The sequence below is a fragment of the Micromonospora sp. CNZ296 genome, from assembly GCF_007827635.1.
This window is the reverse complement of the sequence record NZ_VISW01000032.1, coordinates 34,940-49,017: the sequence shown is the minus strand read 5'-3', so window position 1 is coordinate 49,017 and position 14,078 is coordinate 34,940. Positions and strand designations below refer to the sequence as shown.

12 protein-coding genes are annotated in these 14,078 nt (G+C 65.0%); 9 read left to right on the top strand and 3 right to left on the bottom strand.

The annotated features are described in order from the left end of the window. The first annotated feature begins 139 nt into the window (after positions 1-139). Together FB455_RS32020 and FB455_RS32015 are read left to right on the top strand one after the other, a co-directional pair. Entirely contained in the window at positions 140-688 is a 549-nt protein-coding gene (locus FB455_RS32020; protein WP_083791310.1) for a transposase, read from the top strand. A gap of 215 nt (positions 689-903) precedes the next feature. Next, positions 904-1,944: a NaeI family type II restriction endonuclease gene (locus FB455_RS32015; protein ID WP_162881511.1), complete on the top strand. Its 1,041-nt coding sequence runs from the start codon at positions 904-906 to the stop codon at positions 1,942-1,944. Positions 1,945-2,242: 298 nt separating this feature from the next. Here FB455_RS32015 and FB455_RS32010 read toward each other — a convergent pair whose 3' ends face one another. Further along, entirely contained in the window at positions 2,243-2,680 is a 438-nt protein-coding gene (locus FB455_RS32010) for a very short patch repair endonuclease (RefSeq protein ID WP_013284936.1), read from the bottom strand. A 53-nt stretch (positions 2,681-2,733) separates the two neighbouring features. On the opposite strand from FB455_RS32010, the gene FB455_RS32005 reads away from it, so the two are divergent. From FB455_RS32005 to FB455_RS31990, 4 genes are all read left to right on the top strand, one after another. Next, complete coding sequence (locus FB455_RS32005) at positions 2,734-3,840, top strand: DNA cytosine methyltransferase (RefSeq protein ID WP_013284937.1); 1,107 nt, start codon at positions 2,734-2,736, stop codon at positions 3,838-3,840. Between the two features lie 73 nt (positions 3,841-3,913). Further along, positions 3,914-5,005, top strand: coding sequence for a NaeI family type II restriction endonuclease (locus FB455_RS32000; RefSeq protein ID WP_049794810.1), 1,092 nt, complete (start codon positions 3,914-3,916; stop codon positions 5,003-5,005). 404 nt (positions 5,006-5,409) lie between these two features. Next, complete coding sequence (locus FB455_RS31995; protein WP_145755703.1) at positions 5,410-6,546, top strand: PDDEXK-like family protein; 1,137 nt, start codon at positions 5,410-5,412, stop codon at positions 6,544-6,546. 618 nt (positions 6,547-7,164) lie between these two features. Further along, positions 7,165-7,560, top strand: a complete 396-nt coding sequence (locus tag FB455_RS31990) for a hypothetical protein (protein ID WP_013284941.1) — start codon at positions 7,165-7,167, stop codon at positions 7,558-7,560. 1,187 nt (positions 7,561-8,747) lie between these two features. Here the strand turns inward: FB455_RS31990 and FB455_RS35000 are convergent. Next, the gene (locus tag FB455_RS35000) at positions 8,748-9,488 is read right to left on the bottom strand and encodes an SAVED domain-containing protein (protein WP_377647951.1); all 741 of its coding nucleotides are present in this window, start codon (positions 9,486-9,488) and stop codon (positions 8,748-8,750) included. 573 nt (positions 9,489-10,061) lie between these two features. Between FB455_RS35000 and FB455_RS34475 the strand changes: the two genes are divergently transcribed. Continuing rightward, positions 10,062-11,162, top strand: a complete 1,101-nt coding sequence (locus FB455_RS34475) for a nucleotidyltransferase domain-containing protein (protein ID WP_013284943.1) — start codon at positions 10,062-10,064, stop codon at positions 11,160-11,162. Next, positions 11,159-12,703 carry a ThiF family adenylyltransferase gene (locus FB455_RS31965; protein ID WP_013284944.1) on the top strand — a complete coding sequence of 515 codons (1,545 nt, stop codon included), beginning with the start codon at positions 11,159-11,161 and terminating at the stop codon, positions 12,701-12,703. The genes FB455_RS34475 and FB455_RS31965 overlap by 4 nt, the downstream gene beginning before the upstream one ends. 371 nt (positions 12,704-13,074) lie before the next feature. On the opposite strand, the gene FB455_RS31960 is transcribed toward FB455_RS31965, so the two are convergent. Beyond that, positions 13,075-13,332 (bottom strand): hypothetical protein, encoded by a 258-nt coding sequence (locus FB455_RS31960; protein WP_013284945.1) that lies wholly within the window; start codon positions 13,330-13,332, stop codon positions 13,075-13,077. 64 nt (positions 13,333-13,396) lie between these two features. On the opposite strand from FB455_RS31960, the gene FB455_RS31955 reads away from it, so the two are divergent. Next, positions 13,397-14,029 (top strand): hypothetical protein, encoded by a 633-nt coding sequence (locus FB455_RS31955; RefSeq protein ID WP_240322307.1) that lies wholly within the window; start codon positions 13,397-13,399, stop codon positions 14,027-14,029. Positions 14,030-14,078: the final 49 nt, after the last annotated feature.

Sequence of the window (14,078 nt, the reverse complement as noted above, 5' to 3'; positions counted from 1 at the left end):
CGCCACCGACCAGACCGACCCGACCTCGATCGCCGCATAACATCAGACCGGATCACGCGATGGCCGTCTCCTACACCACCAGCGCGGACGCGACCGATGATCACACGTTGATGCGTCTGCACGACCGGTTGCGGGAGCAGTGCCGCACCACCGCCGGACGGCACCGGCATCCCACCGCCGGCGCGACTCCCAATCGGTGCGCGCCGCGGACACCGTGCCCCGACACAGCCGCGGTTTCGACGTCGTGAAAAAGGTCAACGGCCGTAAACGCCACATCGTCGTGGACACCATGGGCCTGCTCCTGGCCGTCATGATCACCGGCGCGCACGTCAACGACCGCACCATCGCCCGTGACCTGCTCTGGCGCACCCGGCTGTTCCACCCCCGCCTACGCCCGCTCTGGGCAGACGGCGGCTACATCGGCACCCTAAGCACCTGGGCCCGCCACGCCCTCGACCTCACCGTGCACCTGGTCCACAAACTCCCCGGACAACACACCTTCGTCGTGCTGCCCCGCCGCTGGGTCGTCGAACGCACCTTCGCCTGGATCAGCAAGAAACGCCGCTGCGTCCGCGACTACGAACACCTACCCACAAGCCACGCCGCCTTCGTTACCTGGGCCATGATCCACGTCATGCTCACCCGCCTGGCCCGACACACGAAACCGGCCCAGGCAACCCACACCTGAACCGACTTCTCAAACACTTCGCTAACAGGGCCTTCGCTGCCCTCGCCCCGGGTGCTGCGCCCTGGCCTACCCGTCCGAGACGTTCCGACGCCCCCGGTCGGCCACCACATGTGCTTGTCTTCGAGGACGCAGCCAAACACGCCGGAAGGAGGTAGTTCCTGCAGCACGGCCGGTAGGCTCTGATCTTCATGCATCCTGCGCACTAAGCTGAAGTGGTGGTTGCGTTCGAAGATGCCAGCGCCGAGGGGCAGACTACGGCTGCTACACAGCGGACCGCTCGAGGTAACCCAGTAGCTCCGGTGGGCTCGCGATGCATCAGTGACTTCACGGGTGACTCGCACGTCATCGAGCAACCGGAGGAAGACGTGGGTCTTCAGACGGTTCGTCGCGATCTGGTCGGACGACCAGACCTGAGCCAGCTCATCGGCGATGCGGTCGAGGACTCCATCTTCTATGTCCTCGACGGCTACCGGACTCACCGATTCGACCTGCTCGACGAGCGTGTCGAAGCCGATGAACGCCGAACCGTCGGCACCAAGCTCCAATACCACCTACTAGACAACCTTGGCCTTGAGAAGAAGAGACACCCCGACACCGAGATCGCTGGGGTGCCCGTCGACGTAAAAGGCACCGCAACGACAGACGGATCGCAGAGCTGGATGATCCCTCGCGAGGGACAGTGTGAGCTCTGTCTGCTGGTCCACGTGGATCTGGTACGTGACCGGCACCGCGCGTGGCTCATGCGGACTCATCGGGCGTTTCTCCACAATGGTGACGGCAACGGCGACCGTAAGCGGGGAATCTCCGTGCCCGCCTTCAACACGTACAGCGTGCCTCTATACGAGTGGACGCCTTTGAGGCCGAATCCACTGAAGGGCTTGTCGGAGCCGGACCGGGCGGTCGTGTTCGGCTCGGCTGGGCAGGAGACACGGCTCAAGGCGCTCTTTCGCGCGGCAGCGGAGACGGTCATCCCCCGGGGCGTAATCCTCACGGTCTGCGCCAATCGTGCAGACCCGATGCGTCGGGTGCGGGCTACCCGTGTCGACATGGCGAGGGAGGGCCTCGCGCTGCTCTGCGGGACATGGACCTCGCACCGGCAGCTCGCCGATGTTCTGGCCTTCGATTTGACCGGAGAGGCGTGGGTGGCGGTCGCCATGTCCAAAGTCCTGGGACACGGGGAGCTGACCGGGCAGGTTCTCGAACAGATGCGCCGCGGCCTAAGGGACGAGGCGGACCGTAAGCTTTTCGAGCCCTGAGCCTGACGCCGAAACCCCGCGCCCGTATGCGACGGGTGACATCAACGGCCGAGCCGGAAGACCGCCGAGCCCCGAAGCTCCCAGCGGGTCGACGAGTCTGTCCGTTCGCGTAAAGCTGTTCATATCCTCGGGGTTGACGAACGACCTTCGGGTATTCGAATGCCGCATATCACCAGCACGACTTGACCCTCCGGGTGCCGCGAGCGTGAATTTCGGGGCGCAGCCTGGATGGCTGCATGGTGGGGTGCCGAGGTTGATTGAGGAAGTCGCGCCGCCCGGAGGAGGGGTTTGATTGAGATCAATAATCCGAGGGCGTGCGGCGCATCGCGGTCACTGCCGCTGCGATGCGGGCGGCGGCGTCGGTGGTCGCCTCGTGTTCCCAGATCCGGATGACAGTCCAGCCGGCTGCGGTCAATCGCTCGTTGGTGTCGACGTCGCGGCGCCGGTTGGTGGCGACCTTCTGCGACCAGAACGCCGCGTTGGTTTTGGCGATCGTGTGGTGCTCGGGGCAGCCGTGCCAGAAGCAGCCGTCGAGGAAGACGGCCAGCTTGAGTCGGGGGAACAGCAGGTCGGCGGTGCGTCGTACCGCTTTGATCGGTCGGCGGTTGACGTAGTAGCGCAGGCCCAGTGCGTGGACGGCGCGCCGCAGTGCCAGCTCCGGCTTGGTGTCGCGGCCGGTGTTGGCCTGCATCGACTTGCGTACGCCGATCGAGGACGCCCACGATCTGTCGGACATGCGTTCTACCTCACTGGCGCGGCTGGCTTGTGGCAGGCGGGAGGCGAACTATCATGTCGCAGGTGAGCGACCGCCTGAGCATGATCGACCTCTTCGCAGGATGTGGCGGTATGACCGTCGGCTTCCATAATGAAGGTTTCCGTCCGATTCTCTCGGTCGAGTGGGATCGTGCCGCGGCCTCCACCTACGCCGCGAACTTCGGTAAGGAACACACGCGGTGGGAGGATATCGAGAAGATCAAGGATGATGAGATCCCCGATGCGGACGTCATCATCGGTGGGCCGCCGTGTCAGGGCTTCTCCAACCTCGGCACCAAGTCAGTCGAGGACCCGCGCAACAAGTTGTGGAAGCAGTACCTACGCTTCGTCGTCAAGGCGCATCCGCAGGTCTTCGTGATCGAGAACGTAGAGCGGTTCTCGCGCACCAACGAGTTCCAGCTATTGATGGAGGAGGCCGACCACGGCATCCTCCAAGGTTACAAACTCACCGCCGGTGTCCTGCTGGCGGCCGACTACGGGGTCTCGCAACGCCGGCCGCGTACCATCGTCATCGGGTCGCGGATCGGTGAGATCCCGCTCCCCGAACCCACGCACGCAAAGGTCCCGACCGGGGAGCTGAGGCCGTGGAGGACGGTACGCGACGCGATCGGATGGGTCGACGAACACCCGACGACCACCGAGCTCCCAAGCAGGGAGACGGTGTTCTTCGAACAAGGCATCCGAGGCGAATTCTCGGGCTACGACATCCACTTCGGGCGTCAGCCGACCACGATGTCGCTTGAGCGCTATGACCACATCCCTCCCGGCGGCGGACGGTTCAACCTTCCCGATCACCTGCTGTCGCGATGCTGGCGGGAGAAGAAGACCGGTACCACCGACGTCATGGGCCGTATGCGCTGGGACGCTCCGTCGTTGACGATCCGTACCGAGTTTTTCAAGCCCGAGAAGGGCCAATACCTGCACCCGCAATGGGAACCGAACCGGCCGGATCGGCGAGTCAACCGGGTCATCACCCACTACGAGGCGTCACTGCTGCAGGACTTCCCGAAGGACTACAAGTGGTGCGGTTCCAAGACGGAGATCGCCAAGCAGATCGGCAACGCCGTTCCCTCGGGTCTTGCCGCAGCCATCGCTAGACACTTGAAGAAATACCTGCACTGATCCGCCAGCCGGACAGCGAATTCCGGACTCTCGCTGATTGACCGATGGTTCGCAGCTCTGACACCCTGCTCCTGTGTCGACCGTGCAAGGAGAGCTGTTCGAAGACGATCCGGTCTCGGCCGCGCTTCCGCGCACACTGCGCGTCCACCGAAACCGGGTCCTGCCGGTCCGGCCCTCGATCGCCGGCAGGCCCCGGATGGTGACCGGGCCAGCGCCGTTCCGTACCGACGCCCGTCCACCGTCGCCGGACGAGGACCCCGAGATCTGGGCGGTCCATGCCGCGATCCGATCGCTCGACCCCGACGGTGTCCGCACCGGATACGCCATCCGGGAGGCGCTCGACCAAATCTACGACGGCCAGCGCACCGGGCGATGGGACTATACCCAGCTGCTGAAGACGGAGAAGACGCACGTTGGCACACTCGTCGAGATCTGGCTGCAGCGGGAGTTCGGGTTCGACGACGGTCAGGACCTCGACTTTCGAATCGCTGGCGTCGATGTCGACTGCAAGTGGTCACTGAATCTGTACGACTGGGAGATCCCCCAGGAGATGTACAGCCGCGGCGACAAGATCGCCCTCGTGATATGGGCGAATGAATACACCGCCCGCTGGGCGTCTGGTCTCATCCGCATCAGCGAGGACGTCCTCCGTCCGCCGGGCAAGCAGCGCGACGGTAAGCGCCGGCTCAACGATCGGGGTCGGGACCGCATCCTCTGGATCTCCCCGGGCACGGATCTAGTGAAGAACACGCTGCTGCACATCACTGATCCGCGGAAGCTCGAACTCATCGCCTACGCCACTCGCGGGCAGACGGCGGTCACGAACCTATTCAGGGAGTTGACCGGAGAACTGATCAACAGGGCAACAGTACTCACCGCCGCCCAGCAGGTCGACAGCGCCAAGCGAGTGCGGGACGCTCGTAGGAAGCTTCAGCCGGAGGGCATTGTGATCTTCGGTCATTACGCGCCGCATCCGCGGATGGCCGCCGAGCTGGAACTCCCGGTTCCTACACTGGGCCGGTTCGTCAGCGTCCGGCTATACCCGTGGAAGCCCGATGACGATGAGCCGCAGACGGAAATAGATGGATCTCTGTGGCGGCGCGCGCGGCGGGGGGACCCGGTAGTGCCGGCTCCAACATTGCCCAGCCAGGGCACTGGTGGATGACCGGCGCCAGCCTCGAGGTGCTGCAGCGGGTGTGGTCTTGGCTGCGGTGACCACGATGAACGAGTTGGGCGCTGGCTGGCGTGTCGGTGTCCTCCGGGTCCATGATCCCAGGACACCGTATGGCGGATCAGGAGGTCCGGACGCCCTACGACATCCGTGGGGTGCGGGAGCCGGGGATGAAGTGCTCGATGCCCCCCCGCGGCACGTACTCCTGCCGCTGCAGCCGCAGACCCCCGACCCGCCAGGCCATCTTTGCATGCCTGGGCTCGCTGTCGTTATACATGTCTCGGCATCGATTCGCCTGCTGCCGCGGGCTTCGGCGGGCAATTGCTAGCGCACCCGCAGGTTCTATCGGTGCAGGGTGAGCCGGGCCCTGGGGCGGACCTGGTTGGACGGACTTCTGATTGACGATCAGCGCTCCAGCAACGATGGTGAGCGTTGTGATCCTGCCCGCGATCAGGTTTGCTTTGCCGATGTCGTCGGAGGTGCGTTGGTCGGACATGCTGGCCGTGATGGTCGCCACCGATCCTGCTCCTCTCGGTCGGTTGCTCGGGCTGTCTGGTCCGCTGGGGGACGTGGTGGTCCGCAGGGAGGTGGCGGTTGATCCGGCGAGCCAGCCGGACATCGTGATTGAGCGGCAGGGGCAACGGGTGGCGGTCATGGAGGTGAAGGTCCTCGCCGGGCTCGGCACGTTCCAGTTGGAGCGGTATGCCGCCGCGGTCCCGGACGCTGCCGTCTACGTGCTCGTGTTTCCCGGCCGCCTCGTCATTGATGTGGGGTCGGGTTCAGGATGGCGGACGCTGACGTGGGAGACGTTGCTCGAGGCGTATAAGGCGAGCACGAATTCCTGGGTTGCCACGTGCGCCACCGCGTGGATCGCGCACCTTGCTGGCGCGTTACCGGCAGTCGATGCCGCAACGGCCTGGAACGACCTGATGCCTGGGGAAGACTTCGTGATCGCACTCCGCGCGCGCATGTCATGGCTCCACGGGCAGCTCGCACCTCCAGCCCCGATTCGCCATGACCTTGTCTCCTCCTCCGCCGGCGTCAGTTGGGTTGCTCGGCTGTACACCGAGGCAGCAGAAAAGGACTACCGGATTCTGGTCGAGGTTGAGGAGAACCTGCCGGTCCGAGATTTTCCCAAGTATGCAGGCGAAGGACCCCGACAGCCGCGTGGGCCGTCGATCAAGGTGTGCCTGCAGCAGCGGAACATCACGACCTCTGCCTGCTACAACTGGCGCTACCTGGCAGCGATGTGGCCACTCATGGACACCGCGCGAAGCGACTGGGTCACCAACCCCGCCCGCCCCAGAGCCGCGCATGACAGGGCGGGCCATCAGCAGATCGTGGCCGCTGGCATGCCCCGATATGTGGGTATCGGATTCGGCGAAGCGCAGGCCAAAATTGATGGCGCGTGCATGTTCGGAGCCCGGGTTCAGCTGCCGCCCACGATCACTCTCGGCGACCTCGCACAAGAAGTTTCCAGCCTGTACGGCCTCGTCAGCGACTTGGCCAAAGTCGTCCCACCCGCGCCGCAGTAGCGTTCGACGGACGCGCGTGCCGTTGTGGGGCTGATGGTTCCGCTGTTCGGCGGAGCGCGCGGGGCTGCAGCGGCGGCGACAATCGCGGTACGCCCTCTCACTGGAGATGCCGTGCCGCAGATGCCCGGTCCGCCTGAGCCCTCGGCTCAACAGCCGCCTGGGCCCGATGGGTTGTCGGCCGTAGAGCCCTCACTGGTACCAGCCGTGGCCGCAGGGACCCCATCTCGAAATGCAAGGGTAGGGCTCGTCCTGTTGGTGGTGGTCGTGGGTGGGCTGTTCATGTGCTGCGTAGGTGGAACGGGTCTGGCCACTCTTGGTCTGATCATCGGCGACCCCACGCCCCCTCGCCCTGCTCCGGCCAGCCCTGCTACCGAACCGGTACCCTCACCGAGCGCCCGCACGCCGGAGCCCGCCTCCGCCACCACTGTGCGTACCTCACCAACCGCTACGGCTACCACACCCCCGGCAGCAGCAACTCGCGAAGCGAGACCTGAACATCCCGCAGCTGCCTACGAGATCTTTGAACGACGAGACGTCAGCGCCGGCTCCGGAGCTCGTCGTCTCGCCCTCCGGGTGGAACTACGCGTCTACCCCGTTACCGGCCAGCAGGTCACTGACGTGGCGTCGCAGATTGTCGAGAGCCATCGAGGTCAGGGATGGCAGGCGCTGTCAATCGTGGTCACCTATGACCGGCGTGAGGTCGTGCCGAGTTACGCGGTCTACGAATGGGCGCCAGACGGGCGCTGGTCCCACGCCGCCAAGGGAGACGCCGCGTCCTGGCGAGGCTACCGGCTCAATCAAACCATCGTCCGGGACAAGCTGACGCAGCCCAACGCCTGCAAGGTCCCGACGGAGCAGGCATACGTGCTCAACACTGAGTTCAACCAGGCAACCGAGGACGACGTCGAAATCAGCGAGGAAGCGGCAATGACGGAGATCGCCAAACGGCACAACATCCCGACCACCCGCGCCGAGGAATTAGTTCTGACCGTCGAGGACTGGACGATGTGCTGAGCCACTGGGCGCGACACACAGCAGCGGATGGCGGAACCGCAACATAGTTGTCATTCTGTGGACGCATCGTCCAGCCGCCGCTCCCGCAACGGCGTCCTGCGGTAGTCATGGCGGTCTGGCGTCACCGCCGGCGCATGACCGCGTAGACCGTCCTGCTGCTCGCAAACTCGGAGACAGTGATCAATTTCTAGCCAATCCGCGATTTCGTACGTCTGGAGGTTCCCGGGGCTCGGCACCTGGGCGGGCCCGCCGGTGCCTTGCTAGCCGCTGATCGGTCGCTCGTACACGGCGCGGTGCTTCCCCGGCCCCTTGTAGTTGTAGGTCACGGCTACACCAGCCTCGGTGGTGTCACCGTCAACGTTGCTGAAGCCCAGAGCGAGCCACGTTCTGTGGGCGGCGTAGTTGTCGGGTTCGGAGGTGAGAAAGAGGCGGCGGCATCCCCAGGCGGAGCCCTGCCGGTGGATTGCCTCTACGAGCGCCCGGGTGGATTCCCTCGCGGCGGTGGCCGGGGTGGGTCATCACGTCTTGCAGATAGATTTCCGAGGGGTCGACCTGGCTTCGGAAGGCGATCACGCTCCCGGCGACCTGTCCGTCGATGATGGCTAGTGGGCAAGTGTCGGCGAACAGCGTGGCGTACAGCCAGTAGTCCGATGAGTCCCGCAGCCTGATGTACGGCTCTCCCAACGCCAGCAGTTTTTCGAGGTCAGGGATGCGATCGACGGTGAGTGGGGTGATGGGCATTGGTGGTGCCCTTCGGTGAGTACGATCGATGCGGCGAGGTCCCGCGGCGACGGCGGGGTCCAGGGAGTCGGTGACTCCGCGACCGACGACGAGGATGTCCCAGGAGCGTCGTGTCGTCTGCCTGGCTTCGACGTCCGTGGGGGCGAAGCCGCCGGAGACTGCGACCGGCAGCTTCGTCCACGACCTGATGAGCTGCGCCTGGTCGAGAGGGTGAAAGCCAGCCCTCCGGACCGCTGAGATGCAGTCATGCTGCCACCGGGCAGGGGGTACGCGCGCGCATCGACCAGCGCGTGCGCCCTCAGTCCTTGCTGGTGCGAGCAGGGGATCCTCGCATTCACCGCCCCGCTTGTGCTTGAAGTTCCGGTACGGGGGCTGGCCGGGGTCAGTGAGAAGTGGATCAGCGGGAACCTCGGTTCACCCGTCAGCCTGCGTCTGCGTGCCCTGGTCTAACGGCGAACTCGCAGCGCGAGGAAGAACGCTCCATTGTTGTCGCGGTCATAAATCTTAAGCATGGGCGACACCTGGGGCATGAGAACGCGGCCGACAGTTACGGCAGCCGACACGCTAATCGCGGCGAAGACATTGATCGAATCCAGATTTCCGTGGTTCGCCTCAAGAGCCGCAAGGAAGCCACGCATCGTTTCCTCGAAGGAGGCAAGGTCGACAGGAGAGGAGATCAGGTTTGGGCCCGGCCGGGCAGGCGGCACCGGAGTGATCACATAAATGTGGTGATGGGTCGTTGCCTCAGCCGGCAGGTCGTGGTTATGGATAGTGCCGGACAGATTCACGATCAACGTAACGGGCTGGCCTGGCAGGCCCGCACGGACCCTTGATACCCCGAACATGACGAGTTGTCTCTGGTCGTTTGGCCAGGTCCACGCATTGAGGACGTCTGTGCGCCGCCGTTGGAAGACTAGTGTAGGGACTTTGTCATCCAGGTGCGCCCCTAGGGCGATCAAAAGCGGGATGCGGGCGAAGGCGAACACAGCGAGGCGGGCAACAGCATCGCGGCGCACGCCATCATGCACACGGCTGGTGAAGTCCCTTATCTCGTGGGCTAGGCGTTCGAAGTCAGACATTGTGGTGAGGCTGCCCCGATTGCGGAGATCGAGGTCAGCGTCAGAGTCCCAGTGGCTGCCCGGAAGGATTCTTGGATAGAGTCCGACTGCTGTTGTCGCGGCTAGCACGGTTGGCCGCGTCAACTCGGCAGGGACTCCGCGGATGTCGCCTACGACGCGGAGCACGTAGGCGGAGCGGTCGGCTCCGATGGCCGTCAAACTCTCGATCCGGCTTTCATGATCCTGCTTGCGACGTCGTAGCTCCTCTACCGTGTAGCGGCCGACAACGCCGCCGTCATCGATCGGCTTATGGCAGTTCCGGCACGCCAAAATGAGGTTGCTCGCGTTACCCCTCTGGTCGAGAAGTAGCGGATCATCACCCCGGGGAGAACTTTCGGACCAACCGACATTGTGCGCAAGCTCTCCTATCGGCACCGGCTCGCCCAGCTCGGCCGACTCGACGACAGATGTGTTGCAGAACGTGCACCGTCCCGCCGACCTGGCCCAAACAAGAACCCTATTCAGCTCCGTGATCTTCGGTCGCACGATCTTGGTTCGTGACTGCTTCGGCTGCCGTGGCAACTCGCTCACCCGATTCCTGTCGTAGCCGTCAGTTACGGTCTCACCGGCGCCGCCGAAACGGATCACTGTCCCTTGGCGGCCACCAGACCGAGATCCACTATCACGCACTGGAGGACCACCATGAACATGAGCCGCGATGATCGGCTTGCCCGAGTGCTCGGCGCCGGCATCGAATCGTTTGACATCCCCGAAGAGCAATACCTGATTGCTGAAGCCACATACAAGGTGGCGTGCACCTTCCTCCGCGACTACTGGGCCGACAACGAAGCCGGCGGTGCCCTCTACCCGCAGGGGTCGATGAGGCTGGGCACCGTTACCGCGCTCATCCACCGACGCGACGAGTACGACCTCGACATGGTGTGCAGGCACGACCTCGACAAGACCGAGACCTCGCGCGACGACCTGAAAGCAGACGTCGGGGAAGCGCTGAAGCACTTCGCCAAGGAGCACCCAGAGCTGGGACTCACGCTGGACGACGAGGGCCGCCGGTGCTGGACCTTCCAACACGACACCCTGCCGTTCCACATGGACATCCTGCCAGCCATCCCGAACCTCGAAGCCGGGCCGAACGGCATCCTGGTGACGGACACGCAGGCTTCCAGGTGGCACCATTCAGCCCCGATCGACTATGCGGACTGGTTCCTCGACGTCCAGTACGACGAGTGGAGAGCCGGCGCCGTCAGGGTCGCGGAGAACAGACAGATGGACGTCGAAGCCCTGCCGAGGCGCTTCTTCAAGACGACGCTTCAGCGCACCGTCCAAGCACTCAAGCGGCACCGCGACATCTTCTTCACCGATGACCTTGGTAACCGACCTTCCTCGATCATCATCACCACCCTCGCCGCCCAGTCGTATGAGCCCCGAGGCGGCCTGTTCGACGTGCTCCACCACGTCGTTGAGCAGATGCCGACACACGTCGATTACAAGCTCGGCAGATACGTCATCGCCAACCCAGTTGAGTCCGGCGAGAACTTCGCCGACCGGTGGATTGGCCACCCGGCCCGCCCTCGACGCTTCTTCGAATGGCTCGAGGCGGCCCTGCGCGACTTTACGGCGATCGCCGAGGCTCATCACACCGACGACATGCTCGCCCGAACCGCGCACGCTCTCGGCTCGAGACCTGCCGCTGCGGCGCATGACGCTCTTAATGCCGACCCAGGTGTGACCCGCCGGCTCGTCGTCGCGGCGCCTGTCCCGGCGGGAAACGAACGCTTCGCATGATCGGCCAATGGGCGAAGGACCTCACCGACGAGCGTGACAACTTCCGCCGCGACCTCGCTGCCGCCGGCATTAATGGTGACACCGAGACACAGCGCGGTCCGCTGCGGTGGCAGCCCTGCGGCGGGCAGGAAGCGACAGCCACCGTGGAGGTCACGCTGACCGCGGCTTTTCCCTTTAGCCCTCCGCAGATTCGCATCCTCGACGCCGGGGTGCCGCTGCAGATGACCTTTCACCGCGACGCCGACGGTTCCCTCTGCCTGTGGCCGACAAGCGTGCCCTTCGACAACGCGCCCTGGCGTGACCCAGGTCAGCTACTGCGCAAAGTCGCTGCGTGGCTGCGGCAGACCGACGCTGGCTGGCCTGGCGACGAGGATTGTGACCTGGAGAGGTACCTCCCCAGCGACCCCCGTCTCGTGCTGTACGACCGCGACAGGCTCGCCAACGTCAAGGGCTGCGTACGAACCCATGCCAGCGACAGCGGCCACCGCGTGGAGATCACCGACGAGCCGCAGCAACCACCAAAGCACCCCGGTCGCCCCGATCGACGCAGAACGCACGGCCGAAGCACCGGAAACATCAAGATAGGCCGGAAGCACCGTGCTCTCGCCTGGATCGCCGACGTCGGCCATCTGGATCGGCCGGTGCAGGATGCGTCCTCACTGTGTGAGGTCCTCGGCGCAGACGCTCAGCATTTCACATGGCTCGTGTCCATCGGCGTCCTTCAGTTCGTTGTTCTGCGCTACAGAAGGCATACCGCCAACGGCGTCCTGGCGCTTGCTGTCAGTCCAGCACTGTCCGAGAGGCCACCCATCGAGGTACGTGCGTGTGAGGCGGCTGACACGAGTGTGGCGACCCGTATGCTGCGAGCTGGCTGGGCGGCATCCGACTTGGCTGACCGGCACGTCGCGGTCGTCGGTGCCGGTGCCGTCGGCTCGTTCGTCGCTGACCTGCTGTTTCGGCATGGTATCCGGCACCTGACGCTTCTCGATCCACAACTACTACGACCAGGGAACCTGGTACGCCACCTGGCAGGAGAAGGCCTTGTCGGCTTCCCGAAAGTCGTCGCAGTGAAGGCTCGCCTTTCCGCCCTGGGCTTCGACACGAGCGGGGTCGAGGGCACCTTCGACAGGCTGACGACTCCTCAGCAGGCGGTAAAGCTGCTCCGCGAACATCATCTGGTCGTAGACGCAACGGCAGACGCACGCGCGACGGCACTGCTCACCTGGGCAAGTAGTCAGATTCCCACACCGGTTGTGTCCGTCTGCATTCAGCGGCAGGGGGCCGTCGCTCGGGTTGACCGCTTTCCCCTCCGCGGCGCGGAACGCCACCACGAACCTTTGGCGCCCGGTTCCAAGACCGACGCCACACCGGAATACGGCTGCGACGAGCCGGTGTCCTCAACGCCGCCAGGCGCGGTGGTGGCCGCAGCCGCACTGGCCTGCCGGGTCGCTATCGACGAGCTCACCTACAACTGCAAAATGCCCGCCACACTGATCGAGGCTTACGAGCCCCCACCACGCAGCTCTCATCCGCCCAGGTGAGCGTGCTTGTTCGCGGACGCCGGAGCCGCGTACGTCAGCAACGGGGGCAAGTACCCGGATGCGCCGGACTCGATCCAAGCTTGGCCCCGGGGAGGGCGGCAAGACGCCGCCCAGCGGCGTTTCCAGACGCAGCTCTGCACTGGCCTGCCGACCCGTGGTAGGGGGCTTTCACCAACCGTGACCGTGCCGCCGGTGCTGACGCCGGTGCCCGAACACCAATTGCAGCTTGGGCGGCGGTGATCGTGGCTGCTCCGTGGCTGCTCGGACGTCGAGGAACTGACGCGGACGAACCCCTACCAGGCGGACCAGACCCTCGGCGCGGGCAGCCGCCTCCGCGACGGCGCCCCGCGGTAGTCATGGAAAGTCTGGCGTCACCGTCGGCGCATGATCGCGTAGACCATCCTGCTGCTCGCGAATTCGGAGACAGTGATCAGTTCCCAGCCGAACTGTTCCAGCACCTCCGCGGCGATGATGGCCTGCGTGACCTGGTCACCGCCCACGCCACGATGCGACAGGACGGTGAGAAGCCGGTACGGGTAGACGCGGAGGTCGACACTGCCGCCGAGGACCGCGTCGGCGGTGACCGTTCGCGTGCGGGCTATCTGCTCCGGTGTCTCACGGGCGGCCATACGTGAACCCTAGTCGTCGCTTGCGCGGACAGTCGTGTCCGGTGACAGCGGGTATGTTCGGGTCGTGTCTACCTCGGTCCGTCTCCCGGCCGCCACTGCTGCCTTCCTGCTCGCCGTAGCGATGGCCGGCTGTGACAACGCCGATGACGCTCCGATCGCGGCGCCTACCCCGCCATCTGCCTCGGCTGCCGGCGTGACAGCCAGGCCGACGGCACCTGACGATCCGGCATACACCGCGGACGGGCTGGACCTGTGCGCGAGGACGGATGTGAAGGTCGTGGCGGACCTGGCGTCCGAGGTGACGCGCGAAGATCCGCAGCCGCCGGTGGCTCGGCCCGGTGCCGCCTGCCTGTTCGAGATGCGCACCAAGGCTGGCTATCAGGCGAATCTTCGGGTTGAGGCGTCGACGCTTGCGACGGCCGAGGAGGCGCGGCAGTTGTATCGCGGGACGCGGCGGGCTACGGGGATGACGCCCGCCGGAGCGGTGCCGGGCGTGGGGGAGGAGGCGGAGGCTTTCACTAAGCGGTCATCACCGGGGTTCAGGTACGCCGAGTACATGGTGCACGCGCGTACCGGCAACCTGGTGGTAAAGGTGTGGCTCGCCGTCGGCGGCGAATCGTACGTTGCGAACTCGGTGTTGGCGGAGAAGTCGTTGGCGATTCTGCGGGCCACGCAAGCGGCGGTGCCGACGGCCTGAGCGGCCTTGACTCGTCGCTCCGGAACCCTGCCTTTCCGATTGGCGTGAA